This is a genomic window from Polaribacter sp. Z014 (assembly GCF_023555435.1).
Classification (GTDB): domain Bacteria; phylum Bacteroidota; class Bacteroidia; order Flavobacteriales; family Flavobacteriaceae; genus Polaribacter.
In genome coordinates this window covers 17203-42307 of the sequence record NZ_JALCZP010000006.1, presented here as the reverse complement: position 1 = coordinate 42307, position 25105 = coordinate 17203, and the positions used below count along the sequence as shown (strand labels likewise).

The 25105-nt window shown below is 31.3% G+C and carries 15 protein-coding genes; 9 read left to right on the top strand and 6 right to left on the bottom strand.

The window, feature by feature from the left end; translation table 11 throughout:
- Positions 1 to 85: 85 nt before the first annotated feature.
- The 5 genes from gatB/aspS to MPF19_RS09370 all read right to left on the bottom strand — a co-directional run bounded on the left by gatB/aspS (position 86) and on the right by MPF19_RS09370 (position 9796).
- Positions 86 to 3421 (bottom strand): bifunctional amidotransferase subunit GatB/aspartate--tRNA ligase AspS, encoded by a 3336-nt coding sequence (gatB/aspS, locus tag MPF19_RS09390; RefSeq protein ID WP_249987967.1) that lies wholly within the window; start codon positions 3419 to 3421, stop codon positions 86 to 88.
- Positions 3421 to 4821 carry an amidase family protein gene (locus MPF19_RS09385; RefSeq protein WP_249987965.1) on the bottom strand — a complete coding sequence of 467 codons (1401 nt, stop codon included), beginning with the start codon at positions 4819 to 4821 and terminating at the stop codon, positions 3421 to 3423. The genes gatB/aspS and MPF19_RS09385 overlap by 1 nt, the downstream gene beginning before the upstream one ends.
- A gap of 2 nt (positions 4822 to 4823) precedes the next feature.
- A complete protein-coding gene (locus tag MPF19_RS09380; RefSeq protein ID WP_166386651.1) occupies positions 4824 to 5090 on the bottom strand; it encodes a hypothetical protein in 267 nt (88 codons plus the stop codon).
- A gap of 354 nt (positions 5091 to 5444) precedes the next feature.
- The gene (locus MPF19_RS09375) at positions 5445 to 7208 is read right to left on the bottom strand and encodes a glycerophosphodiester phosphodiesterase family protein (RefSeq protein ID WP_249987963.1); all 1764 of its coding nucleotides are present in this window, start codon (positions 7206 to 7208) and stop codon (positions 5445 to 5447) included.
- A gap of 83 nt (positions 7209 to 7291) precedes the next feature.
- Positions 7292 to 9796, bottom strand: coding sequence for a TonB-dependent receptor (locus tag MPF19_RS09370; RefSeq protein ID WP_249987962.1), 2505 nt, complete (start codon positions 9794 to 9796; stop codon positions 7292 to 7294).
- A 595-nt stretch (positions 9797 to 10391) separates the two neighbouring features.
- Here MPF19_RS09370 and gyrB point away from each other — a divergent pair.
- The 8 genes from gyrB to obgE all read left to right on the top strand — a co-directional run bounded on the left by gyrB (position 10392) and on the right by obgE (position 23220).
- Positions 10392 to 12329, top strand: coding sequence for a DNA topoisomerase (ATP-hydrolyzing) subunit B (gene gyrB, locus MPF19_RS09365; protein WP_249987960.1), 1938 nt, complete (start codon positions 10392 to 10394; stop codon positions 12327 to 12329).
- A 507-nt stretch (positions 12330 to 12836) separates the two neighbouring features.
- Positions 12837 to 13817 carry a DUF6588 family protein gene (locus MPF19_RS09360; protein ID WP_249987959.1) on the top strand — a complete coding sequence of 327 codons (981 nt, stop codon included), beginning with the start codon at positions 12837 to 12839 and terminating at the stop codon, positions 13815 to 13817.
- 132 nt (positions 13818 to 13949) lie between these two features.
- On the top strand, positions 13950 to 14876 hold the full coding sequence (gene mdh / locus MPF19_RS09355; RefSeq protein WP_249987957.1) for a malate dehydrogenase: 927 nt from the start codon (positions 13950 to 13952) through the stop codon (positions 14874 to 14876).
- A gap of 160 nt (positions 14877 to 15036) precedes the next feature.
- Positions 15037 to 17148 (top strand): DNA helicase RecQ, encoded by a 2112-nt coding sequence (gene recQ / locus MPF19_RS09350; protein WP_203391961.1) that lies wholly within the window; start codon positions 15037 to 15039, stop codon positions 17146 to 17148.
- A gap of 49 nt (positions 17149 to 17197) precedes the next feature.
- Positions 17198 to 17800: a hypothetical protein gene (locus MPF19_RS09345; protein ID WP_249987956.1), complete on the top strand. Its 603-nt coding sequence runs from the start codon at positions 17198 to 17200 to the stop codon at positions 17798 to 17800.
- 157 nt (positions 17801 to 17957) lie between these two features.
- Positions 17958 to 20930 carry a protein translocase subunit SecDF gene (secDF, locus tag MPF19_RS09340; RefSeq protein WP_249987954.1) on the top strand — a complete coding sequence of 991 codons (2973 nt, stop codon included), beginning with the start codon at positions 17958 to 17960 and terminating at the stop codon, positions 20928 to 20930.
- 97 nt (positions 20931 to 21027) lie between these two features.
- Positions 21028 to 22146, top strand: coding sequence for an adenylate kinase (locus tag MPF19_RS09335; protein WP_203391958.1), 1119 nt, complete (start codon positions 21028 to 21030; stop codon positions 22144 to 22146).
- Between the two features lie 84 nt (positions 22147 to 22230).
- A complete protein-coding gene (gene obgE / locus MPF19_RS09330; RefSeq protein ID WP_203391957.1) occupies positions 22231 to 23220 on the top strand; it encodes a GTPase ObgE in 990 nt (329 codons plus the stop codon).
- Between the two features lie 467 nt (positions 23221 to 23687).
- On the opposite strand, the gene MPF19_RS09325 is transcribed toward obgE, so the two are convergent.
- Complete coding sequence (locus tag MPF19_RS09325) at positions 23688 to 24164, bottom strand: energy transducer TonB (RefSeq protein ID WP_249987952.1); 477 nt, start codon at positions 24162 to 24164, stop codon at positions 23688 to 23690.
- 433 nt (positions 24165 to 24597) lie between these two features.
- On the opposite strand from MPF19_RS09325, the gene MPF19_RS09320 reads away from it, so the two are divergent.
- Entirely contained in the window at positions 24598 to 25098 is a 501-nt protein-coding gene (locus MPF19_RS09320; protein WP_249987950.1) for a DUF456 domain-containing protein, read from the top strand.
- Positions 25099 to 25105: the final 7 nt, after the last annotated feature.

Sequence of the window (25105 nt, the reverse complement as noted above, 5' to 3'; positions counted from 1 at the left end):
GTTTCTCTTGCATTTTCTAATTAGAATAAACCAAAAAAAATCTCGCTTTCGCGAGATTTTTATATTTTTAAGAATTATTAGAAACCTATTTCCTCATAATCTTTACATTCATTTCCTCCACTTTCTTATCACTTAAAATAGAAGGCGCATTAAATAATAAATCTTCAGAAGATCCTGTCTTTGGAAAAGCCATTACTTCTCTAATAGACGCTTTCTTTTCTAAAATCATCATTAAACGATCTACTCCCCAAGCAATTCCTCCGTGAGGTGGCGCTCCGTATTGGAAAGCTTTGTACATGGTTCCAACACTTTTCATCATTTCTTCTTTATTGTAACCCATGTTTTTATAGGTTGCTTCTAAAATTTCTGCTTTGTGAGCACGAACAGAACCTCCACCAATCTCATAACCGTTTAAGATTAAATCGTATTGTTGTGCGATGATAGTTCCTATCTCCTCTCCTTCTCCAGTCATGTGTTTTTCTAAATCGTAGATAGCTGGCATAGAAAAAGGATTGTGTGTAAATGTCCATCTTCCTTCGTCTGTTTTTTCAAACATCGGGAAATCAACTACCCAAGCTGGTCTTAATTCTTTCGGATTGATCAACTTTAAAATACGCCCCATTTCTTGACGAACAGCATCTAACGCTTTGTTTGCAGTTGCATAATCTGCTGCTGAGAAAAATACAATATCACCAACTTGTGCATCTGTTGCTTTAATAATATTAGCAGCAATTTCTTCACCTAAAAACTTAATAATTGGCGATTGTAAATCATTTTCATTTACAATAATATATGCCAAACCTCCTAAACCATTTTGCTGTGCAATGGCAGTTAAGTTTTCAATTTGTCCTTTAGACATACGTTTGTTTCCTTGCTCTGCTGCAGAAACTTTAATACATTTTACAATTCCGCCGTCTTCAATTGGTTTGCTAAAAACTTGGAATGTTGTGTCTTTTACAATATCTGTAATATCTTGCATTTGCAATCCATAACGTAAATCTGGTCTATCACAACCATATTTATCCATCGCTTCTTTATACGTAATTACTTCAAACGGACGTAAAGTCCATTTTTTACCATAAATTTTCTTCACAATTTCATTAAACATTTTGGTGTTTAAATCGATGATTTGCTGCATACTTGCGTACGCCATTTCAATATCTAATTGTGTAAATTCTGGTTGTCTGTCTCCACGAGAATCTTCATCTCTAAAACAACGTGCTATCTGAAAATATTTTTCAAATCCACCAACCATTAACATTTGCTTAAATTGTTGTGGTGCTTGTGGTAATGTGTAAAAAGAACCTGCTTGCTTTCTAGTAGGAACAATAAATTCTCTTGCTCCTTCGTCTGTACCTGCAGTTAAAATTGGAGTTTCAATTTCTAAAAACTCTTCTTCATCTAAAATATCACGAAGTAACTTAATTACTTTATGTCTATTTACAATTGCTTTACGAACCTCATCATTTCTATGATCTAAAAACTTGTATTGAAAACGAGTAGTTTCATTCGTTTTCATTGCTCTTTTTATCTCAAAAGGCAAGGTTTTAGATAGGTTTAAAATTTCTAATACAGATGTTTCTAATTCTATTTTTCCGGTTCTTAAACCTGCGTTATAATCATCTTCATTTCTCTGAACCACTACTCCGGTTACAGAAATAACAGATTCTGATTTCAACTTCACAAGTTCATCTAAATTAGGAAAAGTTTCTCTACTTAAACGTACTTGAAAAACTTGATTGCTAGAATCTCTTAAATCGATAAAAATCAACTCTCCATGATCACGCACACTAGAAACCCAACCAGACAAAGTAACTTCTTCATTAATTGTTTCTTCTGATAACTGAGAAATTTTATGCGTTCTGTAGTTTTCCTTGATTATTATAGGAACTTTAGGTAATTCTTCTTCCGTTTTTGGCTTTTCGCTATTGGCTATTTGCTGTTGTTGGCTATTAGCTATTGGCTCTTCGCTAACCGCTAAAGGCGAATTGCTAAGTGCATCTAATATCTCCTCACGGATAACTTTCCCTGAAGCTCCTTTACCAATAATACCAATTACTTTACCAACAAGAATACCAGCTTTCCCTTGATTTCCTGCTTTAATATCGTTTGCAATGGCATCGTTTTCTGCAATTACTTTTTTAACGGCATCTTTAATTTTATCTTCAGAAATAGTATTGTCTTCAAAATACTTATTGTAATCGAAATTTCTATCTTTTAAATATGATGTAATTCCGTTTTGTACTAAAACAGACGTAATTTTATCATCTTTAAATAATTGGAAAATTTCTGTTAATTGGGCTACATCATGAATATTTTCATACTCATCTGCACCAATATTATTCACCAATGTTTTGGCTACAAAAGAAGCATCGTTAATTTTATTATTGATAGCTACAAATACTGCAGAACGTAAAGAATCTGCTGTAAAAAACTTTGCATCCTGTGGTAAAACGCCACCATTTATCAAAATAGATTCTACGGCAAAAGGCAAAGAACTAATATCTACATCAATACTTTCTACTACTTTTTTAATGTTGACAAAAGGTAAATCTGGCTCAGATATGAAACGATAATCTGCTTCAAATTCCTTTTTACGCATGGTTTTGGTTTGCTTTAAATCAGCATCCCATAAAACCGTAGTTTGGTCTGGTCTAAACGCTTTATTTTCTACGTAATAATTTAATTGCTTTTCAACTTCTTCCTTTAACGCATCTACCATAAACTTAAAAGAATTTAAGTTTTTGATTTCTGTTCTTGGGTTTAAATCATACGTACGCTTTTTTCTAAGTGATACAGAAACATCCGATTTAAACTCACCTTTTTCAAGATTTGCTTCAGAGATTTTTAAATTCTGAACAATTCTTTGAATGTATTGCGCATACGTAGAAGCATCTTCAATATTACGAATACAAGGATCGGTAACAATTTCTATTAACGGAACACCTGCTTTGTTAAAATCGACTAAAGAAATTTTCTTTTCGTGCATCAATTTTGCAGCATCTTCCTCAATATGAACTTGCGTTAAACTCACTGTAAATTGCGAACCATCATTTCTATAACAAGAAACTTGTCCGTCTGGAATTACAGGATTGTGAAACTGTGTAATTTGAATATTCTTTGGGTTATCTGGATATTCGTAATGTTTACGATCCCAAGAAATAACTTCATTAGAAAAAGTAGATTTTACCGCTTTTCCAAAATAAATAGCTTTGGTAATTGCTTCTTTATTTATCGATGGTAAAACGCCCATTTGCCCAGTACAAACCGAACATATATTCTGATTTGGTTTTTCTATTTCTTGATTTGCACAAGAACAGAATAACTTTGTTTTTGTATTTAATCGAACGTGTGTTTCAATACCGATTACTAACTCTAAGTCGTGCTTTTTAATAAGCTCATTTAATTGTTCCAGTTCCATTATATCGTATCTTTTAAGAAGTTAGCAAACTTCAAAACAAGTTCGTCATTATTTTTTGCTGCCGTAATTTGTAATCCTGTTTCCGTTCCTTGTGGCACTGTTAATGTTGGTAATTGCCCTAAACTAAAACCAACCGTATACGCATCCGACAAATACATTGCCAACGGATCATTTAAACTATCACCGATTTTTGGTGGCGAATTAGGGGTTACTGGTGATAAAATAATATCTACCACTTTAAAATCTTTTTCGAAATTAGTTACAATTTGATCTCTTAAATTCAATCCTTTTAAATAGATTTCATCAGAAAAACCTTGCGATAATACTTGATTCCCACCAACTATTCTACGTTTAGATTCTTCAGAGAAATTTTCTGATCGTGTAATAGAATACGTATCTTTTAAAGTATCGCCTTCTATTCTATTTCCGTAATTGGTACCATCTAACCTAGAAAGATTCGATGCTGTTTCTGCCATTGCCAATGTATAGTATGTAGAAACTAAGGTATCAGATTCAAAGAAATCTAATTCTTTAACTTCAATTCCTTTGGCTTTTATTTTTTTGATGGCTGATAAAAAATCTGCTTTTACTTGCGCATCAATTGCATCATTTTCAATGAAATTTTTAAAATACCCAACAGTTTTAATTCCATCAGCATTTAAAATAGTTTCTTCGGATATTGCTTCTGATGGATACGTAGTTAGATCTTTAATATCTTTACCACTCATTACATTTAAAACAATTCTAATATCTTCGATAGATTTTGCAATCGGACCAACACAATCTGTAGACGACGCGTATGCCATTAATCCAAATCTAGAAATTCTTCCGTAGGTTGGTTTTAATCCGTATATTTTATTGTAACCTGCTGGTTGACGAACAGAACCTCCTGTGTCTCCACCAATTGAAAATACCGTAAAGTCTTTGGCTACATTTACTGCAGAACCTCCACTTGATCCTCCAGAAACCAACTCTGTATTAATCGCATTTTTAACAGCTCCGAAAATGGTGTTTTCAGAAGAAGAACCATGTCCAAAAGAATCACAATTTTCTTTTACTAAAGGAATGGCACCTGCATCAAATAATTTCTGAATGGCAGTTGCTGTATATGGCGATTTGTATTTTTTTAATAAATCTGAACTTGCCGTTGTTAAAGTTCCTTGTACCATGTACACATCTTTAATTCCGAATGGAATTCCCTCCAACAAACCAATTTCTTGTCCGTCTGCTATTTTAGCATCTACTTTTGCAGCCAATTCTAACGCTAACGTATCTAAAAGTGAATTGACGGTATTGTGGGTGTTCGATTTTAATAAATCTAATCTTTCTTGCACCAATTTTGTACACGAAATTTCTTTGTTCACCAATTGCTGATGAATTTTACGTATTTGCGATTCCATAATTATTCTTCTATCACTTTAGAAACTACTAAAAATCCGTTTTTCTCTTTCGGGAAGTTTTCGATAATGATTTGTTTTTCCGCTTGCGGACTATCAATAACCACATCTTCTCTTAAATCATCTAAAGACACCGCATTATTATGATTGGTATTAAAAGTAGAATTTGATGTATTTGCCTTTTTAATTACTTCAAATAACTGATTCACCGATTCCGATGGTTTTGCTCCTTTAATGCTAGACAAAATGTCTACCGTCATTATTTTGCTCATGTTTTTAATTTTTAGATTCAAAAAAAAAGCCTTCCAAAATTTGGAAGGCTTTATTTATATATTTCTAAACAACAACCTTCCCATCCTAACAATTAGGATTATTGAAATTACGATTGTTATTATTGTTTGTCATTTTTGTTATACTGATGACAAATATAAATAGAAAAAACTGTATACATTCTTCTTTTTTAAGATTTTATACAGCCTTTACATAATTTATAAAATATTGATATTTATTTATTGATATAGCAATAGATTAAAGCATATTTACAAGAAACTTACTAATTAAATAGTAAGCTTCAAATAAACATCACGATAAAATTGGGGGATTTTACAGTTTTTATTAAAATAAACTTATTTTCTTAAAGGAATTGCAATATTGGGGTAATCGGTAATAATTCCATCAACACTCATTTTTAGTAGATTTACCATATCCTCTTTTTTATTTACAGTCCAAGGAATTACTTTCATCTTATTATTGTGAATCGTTTTTATTTCATCTTTATTTAATAAAACAAAATACGGACTGTAAATCTCAGGCACAAAACTTAACATTTTCATATTCGTTTCAAAATCATTTTGATACGTTAAAAACGCCAATATAAACTCAGGGTATTTCTTATGAATATATTCTAGGATACGAGGATCAAAACTTTGAACCGTTATTTTATTTTTAGGAATTTTTGCTTTTATCAATTCCGCTATAACAAGATCAGAAAATTCAGCTACAGCAGGTTGAAATTCTCTTTTTTCATCATCAGGCGTACTTTTAATTTCGATATTATAACGAATCTCCTCATTTTTAGCTTCGGCAAAAGCAATCACCTCAGACAACAATGGTTTGTAAGCCTTCTCTTTTTTCTGCTCTAAGAATTTTGGATTTCCGATAGAACCAACATCATAACTTTTAATTTTTTTGTATTTATTCTTATACATATTAAATGCAGAAGCTTCTTCTTTTGTAATACGATTTCCTTTAGCATCTAAAGTAACATTTTCATTTAACCAAGGCTCATGAGAAACAACCACTTTATGATCTTTACTAATAACCACATCTAATTCCAACGTATTTACACCTAATTCTAATGCCTTTTCAAAAGCCTGAATTGTATTTTCTGGTGATAAACCTCTTGCTCCACGATGACCTTGTAAATCAAAATAGAACTTTTGTTCTTTCCCTAAAATCACCTCATCAATAAAAGTTACCGTTTCATTATAAACACCTTGCCAATCTTTAGATCTTAAATCGCACGCAATTACATGGTTTCCTGCTTCTGGAAAAGCAACTTTTGTTTTTTTATCCGCAGGAGTTCCTAAACCATCATACATTTTTAAAATTGCAGCAACAGAAACCACTTGATCTTGTTCTTTGTCATTCTTATAATAATACCCAACAAATACAGGAATCTTAACTTTAGCAAAAGTTGCTGGTTTCATGTTATCTAGTAACATTTTTATTAAAGCCTCATAACCATTAACATGATACGAAGTAGACCAATACTTCGCTTCTTCTTCGGGTCTTATTTGTTTTGTAATTTCACTACCGTTCATTTTGATAAATCCGGCTTTACCTTCTGGAGTAGTAATGGCCGCAAAAGCAGGATTTATAAGTCCTACAAACGGAGAATACATTACTAAACCTAAAATAGAAGTATCTTCTGATGCTAATTTTAGACTTAAAGTTCCGCCAGTAGACGTACTTACTAAAATTACTTTCCTACCAATTATTTTACCAATTGATAATGCTTCTTTTGCTGTTTCTATGTAATTTTCTGGAGTTAGTTTCTTAAAACTATCGTCTCTCTGTATGCCGTGTTCTTTTAAACGAGATAAGTAAACATTGGCATTGTATTTTTTAGAAAGCATACTCATTATTGGTTCTCCTTCCCTACTACTTGCGCCAAAACCATGCAAATACACAAACGCTATATTAGATTGTTTATTTTTATAATTATTTGCCCAAATAATTCTAGCATCATTATTGGGTTTGATGTTTTTATTACTATCCTCTTTCTTTTTTACAATACTTTCAATGGTCATTATCGTTTTTACTTCTTGACCTAAAACTGCAAAATTAAAGGCGATTAATAAAAGCGAAGTTAAAAATGTTTTTTGCATGATAAATTGTGTTTTTAAAAAAGCTATCAAAAATATTTGTTAAAATAAATTAAGATAGCTTTTCTATTAAATTATAAGCGTTCTTAAAAGTTCGCTTTTACTTGTACTCCAAAAAATCTTGGCGCACCTGCAATAAAAGTCGGAATACCAAAAGCACCACCAGTATTACCTGCATCAACAATAAATTCTTTATTTAAAGCATTATTCATAAAAAAGGTAAGTTCATAATCTTTGTTGATTACAAGACCTGTTTTAAAATTTAAGATACCATAACCGTCTTGAGAAATATCTGGCAAATTAGTCTCTTCAAAAAATACTTTAGATTTATACGTATAAGTGGGTCTAAAAAAGTAACGTAAGTTTTTAGTAGCATCTATATTGATATTAAATCCTGCAGAAAAAGAATTCTTAGGTGTTAATCTAAATGTATTTCCTGCTAAAGCTTGTGCATTTCCATTAGAGTCTTCGTCATCAAAAGAAGCGTCTATATAACTATAGTTTGCAAAAAAGCTTGATGTTTTTGAAAACGCATACTGCATAGCCGTTTCAAAACCAAAAGAACTTGCACTTCCACTATCTTCTGGCGTTGACGTAAGTACCCCATCTTCAAATTTAGAAATAGTTGTTTGAAAATTTGAATACTCATACATATATGCATTTATATCAAATTGTAATTTATTATTTAAAAACAATGATTTTGCACCTACCTCATAAGACCAAACAGTTTCATCTGATAATACATTTGTTTCTGTTGCCGTTACATTAATAACATTTGGTCTTCTCCCTCTAGAAGCGGTACCAAATAATGTAATTGCCTCATTCACATCATAATTTACGGCAAAACGACCAACTGCTGATAAAAAGTTTTCGCTCGCTTCTATTTTTCCTCCGTTTGTAGTCGTAAATAACACATTAGGATAATTCCCTAATAAACGACCTAAAACAGAAGGATTTTCTGAATCCGTTACTTGATACCCCGCATTAATGTTTTCCCAAGTAGCTCTTAATCCTAAAGTAACAGATAATTTATCTGTGAAATCATAAGAAGCATCAGCAAAAATATCTCCCGAATAGTTTTCTCCAAAATTTTTATTGGATTCAGTATTAAAAGATTTTAAAGTAGCACCCGCAAGAGGTCCAAAAGTAGCTGGATCATCTGGTAAATTTGACGCCAAAATTGGAAATCCGTTTGAAACCAAAAAAGCAGGATTTAAGAATAACATTGCTACACTTTGCTCATTATATTCCCAAGGCACTCTTTGAGAACCTTTTTCATAAAAGAAGTTTCCTCCAAAAAATCCTCTAAATTCAGCATCAGTATCAAAATTAAATCTAACTTCTTGACTGAATTGCTTTCCTTCTGATATCTCATGGAAAAATAAAGCAGGAGCCGCAGTTCCGTCTGCATCAAAAGCTTCATCAGAATTAAATTTTCTGTAAGCTGTTGTAGAAGTTACATTACAAACATCATTTAATTCATGTTTTAAAATTGCAGTAACACCCCAAACAGTTCTGTCTAAACCTAATTCTTCTCCCCTTTCTAAATCTGTAAAAGTATTTGGGTTTGTATCTCCACCTAAAGGTGCATAAGTTCCACTTTTAAAAGAAGTTCCCGGAGGCGTATCTTGTTGCCAGTTTGCAATTACATCTAAAGAGGTATCATCATTTAATAAATATCTAAATGAGGTTCTAAAAGCAACTGTTTCTTTTCCGTTTAAATCTCCACCAGAAAGGTTTTCTATATATCCATCTCTTTTATTATATATAGCAGCAGCTCTAAAAAACAATTTATCTTCAACTAAGGGAGCATTAAAATGTCCTGTTGCTAAAAATTGATTAAAATTACCATACCCTAATTTAACAGCACCAGAAGTTTCATTTTTTGCTTTATTCTGAATAATATGCATTGCCCCAATTTGAGCTCCTCTACCAAACAACGTACCTTGTGGTCCTTTTAAAACCTCTACACGTTCTATATCATATAATTCTACAACAGAACCTCTAGATTTACTAATTGAAACTCCGTCTTGAAAAATAGAGACCCTTGGTTCTACTCTAGAATCACCACTATCACTTGTAATTCCTCTAACTACAATTCCTGGGTTATTTACACTTTGAATTTGCACTTGAAAACCTGGTACATATTCCGACAAAGCATCATATTCAAAAGTACCTTGGTTTTCTAAAAAATCTGTTCCATAAGAGGTGATTGCAATAGGCACATCTTTATTTTTTTGTTCTCTTTTTTGAGATGTTACCACAACACCTTCTAACTGATAAGCACTTTCTTTTAAAACAACATTAAATATTGTTTCTACCTTATTAATTACTACTTTTTTGACGATTGTATTGTAACCTAAATAAGATACTTCTACCAAATAACTATCTTTTGCAATCTTATTCAATAAAAACGCACCATTTTCATTTGAAGTTGTTCCTTTTGCTATTTTTTTTATATGAACATTAGCTCCCATTATTGGTTCTCCTTGCTCTGTAGTAATAGTTCCTTTTAACACGCCTGTATTTTGTGCGTTTGTACTAATTAGACTAAAAAGTGTTAAAAATGTAAGTAAAAATTTAAATTGCATCTATTTGAGTTTAAAATTAAATTAGAACACAAATTTATCTTAGTACTACGAGACATTTGTTAACTTAAAATCATACAATGGTTACTTTTTTAATCATTAGAACCTATTCTATATAGATAGTTTACAAAACAATAACACCAAGGTTTCAGAATATTAATATTGTTTGCCTTAACCAAAAAAACACTTTTACATTAATTACTGATTTATAAATTATTAATCAATTTAACAGTGAAATAAGCTACTTTAAACCAAGAATCATAAACTTAACTTACTCATATTAACAACACCTTAATATCGTACTAATATTCCTTCAAACGAAGAATGTCTGCTATTTTATAGTTTTAAAACAAAAGTTTTAAGCGATTTTAAAATTTTCTAAATTTGACATTAAAACAAAAAACATCAAAATTAAATTTAACATCATTTTTAAGCGATTTAAAGCACTTTTATGAAATTAATAAATGTTGATAATTTTAGACTAAAATCACTAAAAAGCTTTTAAAAGCGCTTTATTAATTGTAAATTTGAGATTGTGAATTTCGCTTTTCAAAGCTGAATTTCATCAATCTAAAAAACATTAATTTACTTTTATATAATGAGCGAAGAAATTAAAAAAGAATATGATGCTTCCAGTATTCAGGCACTGGAAGGAATGGAGCATGTAAGAATGCGTCCTTCCATGTATATTGGAGATGTTGGTGTACGTGGTTTACACCATTTAGTATACGAAGTTGTAGATAACTCTATTGATGAAGCAATGGGTGGTTATTGTGATACAATTGATGTTACCATAAACGAAGACAATTCTGTTACAACCAAAGATAACGGACGTGGAATTCCGGTTGGAATGCACGAAAAAGAAGGCGTTTCTGCATTACAAGTAGTAATGACAAAAATTGGTGCTGGTGGTAAATTCGATAAAGATTCTTATAAAGTTTCTGGTGGTTTACACGGTGTTGGTGTTTCTTGTGTAAACGCACTTTCTGACCTTTTAGTAGCAACAGTGCATAAAGATGGTAAAGTTTGGAGACAAGAGTACTCTCAAGGTAAAGCATTATACCCAGTTAAAACCATTGGAGAAACTGATTTTACAGGTACAATTGTTACTTTTTTACCAGACAAATCTATCTTTAAACAAACTACAATATTTAACTACGAAACACTTGCAACTCGTATGCGCGAGTTAGCGTTTTTAAATAAAGGGATTACCATTACTTTAACAGACAAACGTGAAACAGATGATGAAGGAAACTTTATTTCTGAAATTTTTCATTCTGATGAAGGTTTACCAGAATTTATTAAATATTTAGATTCTACTCGCGAACAATTAACATCGCAAGTAATTTCTATGGAAGGCGAGAAAAACGGAATTCCTGTTGAAGTTGCCATGGTATATAATACTTCGTATGCAGAGAACTTACATTCTTATGTAAACAACATTAATACACACGAAGGAGGAACGCATTTATCTGGTTTTAGACGTGGATTAACAGGAACTTTAAAAAAGTATGCTGATGAATCTGGTTTATTAAAAAATGTAAAATTTGATATTGCTGGTGATGATTTCCGTGAAGGATTAACGGCAATCGTTTCTGTAAAAGTGGCAGAACCACAATTTGAAGGGCAAACAAAAACAAAATTAGGGAACAGAGAAGTTTCTGCTGCAGTTTCGCAAGCAGTTTCAGAAATGTTAACTGATTATTTAGAAGAAAACCCAAATGATGCTAAAACAATTGTTCAGAAAGTAATATTAGCTGCAACCGCAAGACACGCTGCACGTAAAGCCAGAGAAATGGTACAGCGTAAAACAGTAATGTCTATTGGTGGTTTACCTGGTAAATTATCTGACTGTTCAGAAACAGACCCAGAACAATGTGAAATTTTCTTAGTTGAGGGAGATTCTGCAGGTGGAACAGCTAAACAAGGTAGAGATAGAAACTTTCAAGCAATTTTACCACTACGTGGAAAGATTTTGAACGTGGAAAAAGCAATGCAACATAAAGTTTTTGAAAACGAAGAGATCAAAAACATGTTTACTGCCTTAGGTGTTTCTATTGGTACAGAAGAAGACCCAAGAGCTTTAAACCTTTCTAAAATTCGTTATCATAAAGTAGTTATTATGTGTGATGCCGATGTAGATGGATCGCATATTGCTACCTTAATATTAACCTTCTTTTTTAGATATATGAGAGAGATGGTAGAGCAAGGTTATATTTATATTGCAACACCTCCTTTATACTTAGTTAAAAAAGGACAAAAAAGAGAATATGCTTGGGATGACAATCAACGTGATTTAATCGTTCAAAAAATGGGTGGATCTGCAGCAATCCAACGTTATAAAGGTCTTGGAGAGATGAACGCAGAACAACTATGGGATACTACCATGAATCCTGAATTTAGAACTCTTAGAAAAGTGATTATAGACAGTCCTGCAGAAGCAGATAGAGTTTTCTCTATGTTGATGGGAGACGATGTACCACCACGTAGAGACTTTATAGAAAGAAACGCTAAATACGCTAACATAGACGTATAGTATTTTTATCTAAATAAATTTATATGATACACATTTCTAGTAATAGGAATGTGTATTTTTTTTGATAAAGTTCGCCACAAGCCCCACTATAATCATCAAATACTGTAGTTAACCACGCAATACTGATTTAACCATTTTACAAGTCAATAAATCGTTACTTTTCCGATTACTTTTCATTAAAAATAATTCAATCTATTTTCACAACATTCTAAAATTAAATTACCTTATTTCTTTACATAGAATTTATTTTGAGTCGATTAAAATTCTGAATAAAATAAAATGAGTTTATAAAACCTTATATCTTTTTAGCATTGCAGACCTAAGTCTTTTTAAAATTATGCTTATAAATTCCTCATCAAACTAAAAAAAATCAATACCTAGATATAGTGAAATTTGACTTCTTACAACCAATATAATGACTCTAAACTTTTATTATTGATTTATTTATCTATTTTAGCAAAAAAATTAACAAACATTTAACCAATTACCAACTAAATCCCCATTACCATGAAAAAGAGTATTTTAATTTTTATCGGCGTATTCGCCTTAACATTTAACGCAAAAGCTCAAAGCGGTTTTGAAGAAATTATTCAAGGAGGAGAAAACGATTCAAAATTACTTCTAGAAGGCTATTTTACCCCAGCAATGGAAGGTTTTATTTATGCCATGAATAACGGATGGGCGCATACAGCGGAAGTGCACAAAAAATTTGGTTTCGATATAACCATTGGAGCAAGTGGAGCACTAGTACCATCATCAAAAGAAATTTTTAAGGTTACTGGACTTACTCATAACGGAGGCTCATACGAAGGACCAACTATTATGGGAGAAGGAGATGGTAATACGTATACGATACAGAAAGACGGAAACACTATTGAAATAGAAATGCCAGGAGGAATTACAGAAGATTTACCAATAAACGCTGTACCTGCACCAACATTACAATTAAACGTAGGTTTACCTTACAAATTAGAAGCAATGGTTCGTTTTTTCCCAGATACAGATTTCGGAGACGATGGAGGAAGTGCTAAAATGCTTGGTTTAGGATTAAAAAAAGAAATTACTAGTTGGTTTGGCCCTTTAGACAAATTACCTTTACATGTTTCTTTATTAGCTTCTTATACTACCTTAAACGTAAATTACGGTTTTGAAAACGACGCTAACAACTCCGGTTTCGATGTAGAAAACGGATCTGCAGAATTTGATTTAAAAGCATTTAATGTACAAGCTTTAGCTTCTTTAAACTTTCCTTTCATAAACGTTTATGGTGGTTTTGGATACGGTTCTGGAAATAGCGACTTTAAAATGAATGGTAGCTACACTTACAATGGAGAACCTTTGACAACACCTAATTTAAAATTTACTGCAGGAGGTTTTAAAACTACTGTAGGAGCAAGAATAAGCTTAGGTTTCTTTAAAATATTTGCAGATTATACATTACAAGAATACAATGCTGTTTCTGCAGGTATTGCATTTAGCTTCAGATAAAATAGTTCGAAATCCATTTCGTAAAAAGACACCTTATTAAGGTGTCTTTTTGCTTTTTTAGCAATTAAAACTTAAGTAAATTTCGTACTTTTGTTAGAGTTAAAATTGATTATAAATCTAAAAATAATAAATATGAAAGTTACCGTAGTAGGAGCAGGTGCAGTAGGTGCAAGTTGTGCAGAATACATCGCAATTAAAGACTTCGCTTCAGAAGTTGTTATCTTAGACATTAAAGAAGGTTTTGCAGAAGGAAAAGCAATGGACTTAATGCAAACAGCTTCTTTAAATGGTTTTGATACCAAAATCTCTGGAAGTACAAATGATTATTCTAAAACAGCAAATTCTGATGTTTGTGTAATTACCTCTGGTATTCCACGTAAGCCAGGAATGACTCGTGAAGAATTAATTGGAATAAACGCAGGAATTGTAAAAACAGTTTCATCTAATTTAATAGAACACTCTCCAAACACAATTATTATTGTGGTTTCTAATCCTATGGATACTATGACTTATTTAGTTCATAAAACTACAGGATTACCTAAAAACAGAATTATTGGAATGGGTGGTGCATTAGACTCAGCTCGTTTTAAATACAGATTAGCAGAAGCTTTAGGAGCACCTATTTCTGATGTTGATGGTATGGTAATTGGTGGTCACTCTGATGTAGGTATGGTTCCTTTAACTCGTTTAGCTACTCGTAACTCTGTTCCTGTTTCAGAATTTATTTCTGAAGAAAGATTAGAACAAGTTATGCAAGACACTAAAGTTGGTGGTGCAACATTAACTGGTTTATTAGGTACTTCTGCTTGGTATGCTCCAGGTGCTGCAGTAAGCGCTTTAGTACAAGCAATTGCTTGCGACCAAAAGAAAGTTTTCCCTTGTTCTACTTTATTAGAAGGTGAATATGGTTTAAATGACCTTTGTATTGGTGTACCTGTTGTTTTAGGTAAAAACGGAATTGAAAGCATTGTAGAGATTAGCTTAACTGATGCTGAAAAAGCTCACATGCAAAAATCTGCAGAAGGTGTTTCTAAAACAAACGGATTATTAGAATTGTAATAAGCCTTAAAAGCTTACTCAATATATTTTCTAAAATGCAAAAAGCCTCAAAGATCTTCTTTGAGGCTTTTTTACGTCCTATTTTCTGTAATTCAAATAAACATCTTATCTATTTTCAAAAATGTAAAACACGTATATTTGTTACCTAATTGCTTAAAAATTGAAAAAACAAATACATACACTATTAAAAAATGTATATGGTTATGAAAATTTCCGTCCTTTACAGGAAGAAATTATCACCAGAACTATAGACGGAAAAGACAGTTTTGTTTTAATGCCAACTGGAGGAGGAAAATCTATTTGCTTCCAAATTCCAGCATTAATTTTTGATGGAATTACCATTGTAGTTTCACCGCTTATATCTTTAATGAAAGATCAAGTACAAGCGTTAAAATCTAACGGAATAAAAGCCGATTTTTTTAACAGTTCTATTTCTCCACAAGAAGAAAACGATGTAATTGGCAGAGCAATTAATGGAGAATTACAACTACTTTATTTATCCCCAGAAAAATTAATATCCGTAAGCAATACTTGGTTAAAAGAATTAAACATAAAATTAGTAGCTATTGACGAAGCACATTGTGTTAGTATGTGGGGACATGATTTTAGACCAGAATACACACAATTAAAACATTTTAGAAACTCTTTACCAGAAATACCTTTTATGGCATTAACCGCTACCGCGGATAAATCTGCTAGAAAAGATATTGAAGAACAATTAGGTTTAAAAAATTCTAAATTATTTATCTCTTCTTTTGATCGAAAAAATTTAAGCATAGAAGTTAGAGGACAAGTCGCTAAAAAGAAAAAACTACAAGAAATTGCCAATTTTATACAACGAAGAAAAAACGAAAGTGGTATTATTTACTGTTTAAGTAGAAAAAATACAGAAGAAGTAGCCAGTTATCTTAAAGCAGAAGGACATTCTGTAGCATTTTATCATGCAGGAATGAATCATGAAGAAAGAGAAAGTACACAAACTGATTTTATAAATGATGATATAAAAATAGTGGTTGCTACCATTGCTTTCGGAATGGGAATTGACAAATCTAATGTTCGTTTTGTAATTCATTACAATTTACCAAAAAACTTAGAAGGCTATTATCAAGAAATAGGAAGAGCAGGAAGAGATGGATTGCCATCAGAAACCATACTGTATTACAATATGAGAGATTTTGTATTGTATAGTCAATTTGCCGACGACGGAGCAAATACCGCCATGCAAAAAGAAAAATTAAATAGAATGCTTCAATTTGCAGAAGCTAAATCGTGTAGAAGAAAAATACTATTATCTTATTTTGGAGAACACCTTTCTGAAAACTGTGGCAATTGTGATGTTTGCGAAAATCCGCCAAAAGACTTTGAAGGCACTATTTTAACACAAAAAGCACTTTCTGGAATTGCAAGAATGGGTGAAAAAGATGGAATTACCATGTTAATAAACGTGTTAAGAGGAAGTAATAATGCAGACATCCATTCTAAACAATATTTTAATCTAAAAACGTACGGCATAGGAAAAGATGTCAGTTTTTTCGATTGGCGAGATTATGTGATTCAAATGGCAAATCAAGGATTGATAGAAATTATGTACAGCGAAAATTCTGCTCTAAAAATATCACCCATTGGGTGGAAAGTTTTAAAAGGAGAAAAAACAATTCGCTTAACAACTCCTATTGCCTCTAAAGATAAAAAGAAAAAAGAAAAAGTAGTAAAGACAGCAACAGAAGGAGCAGTAAATAAGGACTTATTTACAGAGCTCAAAAAAATACGATACGCCATAGCCAAGGAAGAGAAAATGCCTGCTTATATTATTTTTAATGACAAATCTCTAAAATTAATGGCTAGCGAACTTCCTACAACAGAAAATGAATTTTTAGCAATTTCCGGAGTTGGAATGAATAAAATGGAAAAATATGGTGAAGAATTTATGAGTGTGATTCGTACCTTTAAAAATGTAGCGAAACCGAGAAAAATTAGCACCATTCAAAACACATTTAATTTATTTAAAAAAGGTTTAAAACCAGCCGAAATTGCCCAAGAAAGAAGTTTATCTATTACCACCATTTTTTCACATCTATCACAATTATATATGGAAGGCAAAGAAGTGGATTTAGAAGAACTTGTAGATAAAGAAGTTGTAGATAAAGTACGAATTGCTTTTAATGAATTGGAAAGAAAAATAGAATTGAAACCCATTTACGACAAACTAAACGAAGAAATTTCTTATGGGGAAATAAGGTTAAGTATTACATTAATTTTAAAAAATGAATAAGATGTATGATCGCACAACCATAACGCAATCTTTTTTATATATTTGACGTATGAAAGCAAAATGGTACCTCTGTACTTTATTCTTACTATTTATTTGTTTCGGAGCGTTTCACGAAGAGGTTACTTTACCTAATCAAGAAATTGTTCTTGAATTTGTTGATGTAAAAATCAACAAAAAAGACATAGATAACACAATAGCCGAAGTAAAAGAAAAACTACTAGAAATCGGTGTTGCAAATATTCAAATTAATAAAACGCACAACGGTACCTTAAAAATTTCGTACTATAGTACTTCTCATATTAACAACATTAAAGAAGAGCTTTACAAGGATCATAACTTAGTTTTAAATCAAAGTTCTGATCATAAAGAAAAAAACAAGCATTCTTCTAATTACAATATTGATATTCATGAGTTAACCAACCAAAGTGATATTTCTAATTCTGATTTCAATTTTGTTCTTGATGTTAAATATTATTCTGATAAAATTAGCACTTTTAATTATGTTGCTTTTGTAAAAAAAACAACACAAGATAAAGAAAATCAACTCTTTAAAACTTCTTATAAAATTCATAAAAATCATCCTTTTATAAAGGATAGAACTTCTTACAATGAACCTGAAGTTAGAGCAGGTCCGCAAAGCTTCTATAGCTAAAAAAAATGTATTCATTTACATTTTTAAAATACTACTTTAAAATCATGAGTACCAAACTCATAATAACAAAAAACAATCAACAAAAATAATTGTCAGGTTTTACGAGAAACTATATATTTGCTCGTTTTTAAAAATTTGATTATAAAATACATATAAAATGCAGAATAAAGGACTTATAAAGTTATTTGCTATCCTTTTTGGATTAGTGAGTTTATACCAATTATCATTTACATTCTTAGCTACCAAAGTAGAAGATAATGCAATTAGTTATGCCGAAAGTAAAGGTGATAATATTGATGCAAGACAGAAAGCTGCTTTTGAAAGAAAGTACTTAGACAGTGTTGCAAACAAAGACATTATTAATTTAGGTATTACATCTTACAGCTACAATGATGTTAAAGACAAAGAGATGAATCTTGGTCTAGATCTAAAAGGTGGTATTAACGCTATTTTACAAGTATCTGTAAAAGAAGTTTTAAAAAGCTTAGCTAACGATTCTAAAAACGTTGCTTTTAACAAAGCCTTAGACGCTGCAGACGAAGCTCAAAAAAACAGTAATGCTACATATTTAGACTTATTCTTTGAAGAATTTGAAAAAGTTGCTGGTGATACTAAATTAAGTGATCCTTCTATATTTGGAACAAAAGCTTTAAGCGAAAAAATAACTTTTAATGAAGCAAATGCTACTGTAAAAGAAACATTACAAGAAGAAATTAACAGTTCTATTGGTACTGCTTTTGAAGTATTAAGAAGTAGAATTGATAAATTTGGTGTTACACAACCAAACATTCAAAGAATTGGAAACTCTGGTAGAATTCAGATTGAATTGCCAGGTGCTAAAGATATTGAGCGTGTTACTCGTTTAATTACTAGTAAAGCAGAATTACAGTTTTGGGAAGTATATACCAATGCAGAAGTTCAAAATTACTTTTTTACTGCAAATGCTAAAGTTGCAGAACTTTTAAAAGACAACACCGTTCTAAAAAAAGCTGTAGATTCTACTAAAACAGATGATATTGATGATTTATTAGGAGAAACAAAAGATTCTACAAGTGTAAATCAAAAAAATCTTTTTTCTTATTTATTTCCTAACGTAGCACAATCTCAACAACAAATGAGTTCTTTAGTTGCACAAGCTAGGGTTTTAGATACTGCTACTGTAAATAGTTTATTAAAAAGAAAAGAAGTTAAAGCATTATTACCTAAAGAATTAAAATACGTTAAATTCTTATGGGATTATAAATCTAATAAAGGTACAGACGGAACAGAATTAATTGGTTTATATGCCATTAAAGGAACCCGTAGTGGTAAAGCGAATATTGAAGGTGATGTTATTTTAGATGCTTCTCAAGTATTTGACCAAATGAATAAACCAGAGGTTAGTATGACTATGAATAGTTCTGGTACTAAACAATGGGGAAAACTAACAGGAGAAAATATTGGTAAGTTTGTTGCCATAGTTTTAGATGATTATGTATATACTGCACCATCAATTAATCAAAAACTTGGAAGTATGTCTAGTATTTCTGGTGGAAGTATGACTATTACAGAAGCAGAAGATATTGCTACCGTTTTAAAAGCAGGTAAATTACCAGCTGCAGCTAGAATAATTCAAGCAGAAGTTGTTGGACCATCTTTAGGACAAGAATCTATAGATCACAGTATTCAATCTTTTGGTTTAGCTATTTTATTAGTATTAGTTTGGATGATTTTATACTATGGTAAAGCTGGTTTATATGCAGACATCGCTTTAGCTGTAAACATCTTATTTATCTTCGGAATTTTAGCTTCTTTCAACGCCGTGTTAACATTACCTGGTATTGCAGGTATTATCTTAACTATTGGTATGTCTGTAGATGCAAACGTTATTATCTTTGAGAGGATTAAAGAAAGTTTATCTATTAAAAAAGGATTAAAACAATCTGTAGATGAAGGTTTCTCTATTAAAGGAGCTTTATCTGCAATTATTGATGCAAATATTACAACTTTATTAACTGGTATTATCTTATATGTTTTTGGAACAGGACCAATTAAAGGTTTTGCTTTAACATTAATGATTGGTATTTTAACTTCATTATTTACAGCGGTATTTATTACTCGTTTGTTAATTGACAGATCTATTAATAAAGGAAATAGCTTAACTTTTAATACTTCTATCTCTAAAGGATGGTTCCAAAATATAAATGTAGAGTTCTTAAGAAAACGTAAAATTGCTTACATCGTGTCTGGTACTGTAATTATTGCAGGTATCATTTCTATTTTCTCTATTGGATTAAAACAAGGTGTAGACTTTAAAGGAGGACGTTCTTATGTTGTTCGTTTCGATCAAACAATGAACGCTACAGAAGTTGCTTCTACCTTAAAAGATGCATTTGGCACAGCTCCAGAAGTAAAAACGTATGGTTCTGATCATCAATTAAAAATTACAACAGTTTATAAAATTGATGAAGAAGGACAAGATGTAGATGATCAAGTTCAGACCGTTTTATTTACAGGTTTAAAACCTTATTTAGGAACTACTACTTACGAAAACTTTAAACCAGGTTTCGAAAAAGAAGGTTCTGGTGTAATGAGTTATATGAAAGTAGAACCAACTATTGCAGATGATATTAAAACATCAGCATTATATGCCGTTTTTGGTTCTTTATTAGTAGTTTTCTTATACATCTTATTAAGATTCAGAAAAATATCATTTAGTATTGGTGCAGTAGTTGCCGTTTTTCATGATGTATTAATTGTATTAGGTTTGTTTTCTATCTTATATAAATTTATGCCTTTTGATATGGAAATAGGTCAATCATTTATTGCCGCCATACTAACGGTGGTTGGATACTCCCTGAATGATACGGTAGTAATTTTTGATAGAGTTAGAGAATTTACAGGAACACACCCAAACTGGAAATATAGCGAGGTTGTAGACAAAGCATTAAGCTCTACATTAGGTAGAACCATAAACACCTCTTTAACAACATTACTTGTAATGTTATCTATCTTCTTATTTGGAGGAGATTCTATTAAAGGATTTATGTTTGCCTTAATTATTGGAGTAGTAGTTGGTACATATTCATCATTATTTGTAGCAACACCAATTATGTTTGATACTTCTAAAAAAGAAGAAAAAAATAATTAAACTAATTTTTAGATATATTGAAACCGTTTTTAATTTGTAACTATCAGATTAAAAACGGTTTTTTCATTACACAAATAGATATAAAATTTACATTCTAATGAGCATTATTAAACTTCAAGATCTATATTTTAAACCTTTTATCAACAAGGAAGAAATAGCAGTAATAGTAAAAACATTAGCCGTTCAAGTAAAAGCAGACTTACCTAAAGGAGAAGTTCCTATTTTTGTAGGTATTTTAAATGGTTGCTTTTTATTTGCTGCCGACTTTATAAGGGAGTTTAATGGAGATTGTGAAGTTTCATTTGTAAAATTAGCTTCGTATAATGGTACGTCTTCTACAGAAAACGTAAAACAGTTGGTAGGTATTAATGAAGATTTAACAGGAAGAACTGTAATTATTTTAGAAGATATTATTGATACAGGAAACACACTTCAAGAAATTTATAATATCTTTAGGGATAAAAATTTAAAACAATTAAAAATTGCAACGTTATTTTTTAAACCAGACGTATTTAGAAAAGAATTACCAATAGATTATATCGGAAAAGGAATTGAAGATAAATTTATTGTTGGTTACGGATTAGATTATAATGGTTTAGGTAGAAATTACCCAGCAATTTATCAACTATCAACACAACCTAAAATGAAAAACATCGTATTATTTGGCCCTCCAGGAGCAGGAAAAGGAACACAAGCAGATTTTTTAAAGGACATGTACAACTTAGTACATATCTCTACAGGAGATGTATTCCGTTTTAACATTAAAAACCAAACAGAATTAGGTTTGTTAGCTAAAAAATATATGGATGAAGGAGATTTAGTTCCGGATGAAGTAACTATTAATATGCTAAAAGCAGAAGTAGAAAAAAATGCAGATGCCAACGGTTTTATTTTTGATGGTTTTCCAAGAACAGAGTCTCAAGCAGAAGCTTTAGATGCTTTTTTAGCTGAAAAAGGGGAACAAATAAACGGAATGGTAGCTTTAGAGGTACCTGAAGATGCTTTAGTAACTCGTTTATTAGAAAGAGGAAAAACAAGTGGTAGAACAGACGATACTGATGAAAGTAAAATTAGAAACCGTTTTAACGAATACAACACAAAAACAGCTGTTTTAAAAGATTATTTTGATGCTCAAAATAAATACTATGGCGTTAATGGTTTGGGTTCTATTGAAGAAATTACGCAACGAATTGCAAAAGTATTTGATACTTTATAAAAAGTGTAACTGTTTAAGCGTTTAATTGTTTAAACAAACACGAACAATTACACATTTAAACATTTACACAATTACACAACAAAAATGACTGAAGGAAATTTTGTCGATTACATAAAAATATACGCTTCTTCTGGTAAAGGCGGACAAGGTTCTATGCACTTACATAGAGAAAAGTATATTACCAAAGGTGGACCTGACGGAGGAGATGGTGGACGTGGAGGACACATTATTTTACGAGGTGATAAAAACATGTGGACCTTATTTCACCTAAAATTCAAACGTCACTTTAGAGCCGAAAGTGGTGGTGGCGGAAGTGCTAGTAGAAGTTCTGGTGCAGATGCAGAAGACATTTATATTGATGTGCCTTTAGGTACCATTATTAAAGATGCAGATACAGATGAAGTAATTATAGAAATTACAGAACATCAAAAAGAAGTAATTTTATTACGTGGAGGAAAAGGAGGACTAGGAAACTGGAACTTTAAATCTTCTACAAATCAGACACCAAGATATGCACAACCTGGAATGGATGGTTTTGATGGCTGGTTTAGAATGGAATTAAAACTATTGGCAGATGTTGGTTTGGTTGGTTTCCCTAATGCAGGAAAATCTACTTTATTATCAGTATTGACTTCTGCAAAACCAAAAATTGCAGATTATGCTTTTACTACTTTAAAACCTAATTTAGGAATTGTAGAACATAGAAATCATCAAACATTTGTAATTGCAGATATTCCAGGAATTATAGAAGGTGCTGCAGAAGGAAAAGGTTTAGGACATCGTTTTTTACGTCATATAGAACGTAATTCGGCGTTGTTATTCTTAGTTCCTGCGGATAGTGATGACATTAATAAAGAATATCAAATTCTTTTAAACGAGCTAAAACAACACAATCCAGAATTGTTAGATAAAGACCGTTTATTAGCCATTTCTAAAACAGATATGTTAGATGAGGAATTAGAGGCAGAAATAAAAGCAGATTTACCAAAAGGTGTCGAAGCTATATTTATATCTTCTGTTGCTCAAAAAGGATTACAAGAATTGAAAGACAAACTTTGGAAAATGTTGAATTAAGGCAACGGCAACCAAGTTACCATTTGTATTCTTTTAATATTTATTAAAAAATAGAAACTCAAACATTCAATTGTTTGAGTTTTTTTTATGCAAAAAAAAAGGATAACATACAGTTTTGTCATTTCGAACGTAGAAAGAAATCTCATAAAGTTTGATTGGGATTTTGTGATCACTGTTATGTGATTTCTCCTCTCGTCAAAATTACACGGTTGTGTTTTTAACGTTCGGTTTTATCTATTCAAACAGAGAGAGAAACCAAATAAAGTTTGATTGGGATTTTGTGATCACTGTTATGTGATTTCTCCTCTCGTCAAAATTACACGGTTGTGTTTTTAACGTTCGGTTTTGTCTATTCAAACAGAGAGAGAAACCAAATAAAGTTTGATTGGGATTTTGTGATCACTGTTATGAGATTTCTCCTTTCGTCGAAATGACAATTGTTGTTGCTAAGTTTTGCGGTAGCAAAGTTATTCAGTTAATTGAATTCTAATTGGTAATCTATATTTTGTAGTTACTGGAATGCCTCGTTTGTTTGCTGGATAGATTTTTGGAAGTTTCTCTACACTGGCTTTTAGTAAACTATCTAATTCTGGTAATTCCTTTTTAAGGTTTTCTGAAGACTGAATGGTATCTAAACTAAAAACTCCTTCAGAATTAATAAGTACGTCTACATATACTATTTCGTTAATAGAGTCTTTAACAGACAAGTTATGCTGTTGTAACTCCTCTCCTATTTTCTGATGAATGGTTGTTCTAAAACAATCTGCTTTTTGTTGTTTATCAATAATAGCATCACAACCTTTAAAAGAGGGAAAAGTATCTACAGAAGAAAAATCTACAATCGTATCTAAAGCTACAGTATTATTGCTTTTCGAAGGACAAAATAAATCACACGAAGTGATAAAAACCATCATTATTAAAAAAGATAAAAACCTTAAATACATACTTTTAATTAAAGTGTGAATTTACAAAACTTTAACGACTTTTATTCTAAAGATTTAACACTCAAAAAACTCCTCATTTAAACCCATAAAAATAACCAATCTATAATTTATATAAACTTTGGTTGCTGTAGATTTATATTACCCCAAACAGAAAACTCCTCAATAACAATTTTTTAAAATTCCAATAATTATAGAAATGGTATTATATACAAGTTTTCGTATAGGTAATCTATCGATTACTTCTTTTAAAGAAGCTTCTTACAAATACCAAATCACTTCAATAATCTGCTATTCTACTTCTGTTAATATTTTAGTCATTATTAAAACAAGGTTTATAGCTAAATAATGGTAACAAAGTTTATTTTGAATCGTCTTATAATTAGAAAACTGGCGCGATTATTGACTTTAGGCCAGTATAACTATTTAAAAAACTATGGATATATTTTTATTACTTCTAGGCTTTCTTTTTGTTTGTCTTGGAATTATCGGCTCATTTTTACCGGTTTTACCCGGACCTTTAACAAGTTGGATAGGCTTACTTTTATTACATTTTACCAAGATTATTCCAATGGATTGGACTTTCTTAGGTATTACTTTAGGATTAGCCATTCTAATTTGGATTCTCGATTACTTTATTCCTGCTATGGGAACGAAACGGTTTGGCGGCACTAAATATGGCGTTTACGGAACTACTATTGGATTAATTGTTGGCCTACTCTCTCCCATTCCGTTTGGTATGTTGATTGGTACTTTTTTGGGTGCGCTAATTGGGGAATTGCTTTATGATAGCAAAGACACCAACCGAGCTTTAAAAGCATCATTTGGGGCCTTTATTGGATTTTTAGCTTCTACGACGATTAAATTCTCTATTTCTGTTATTTATTTTGTGCTATTTGTTATTCAGTTTTGGGAGTTTAAAGAAAACTTCTTTTAAAAACCTT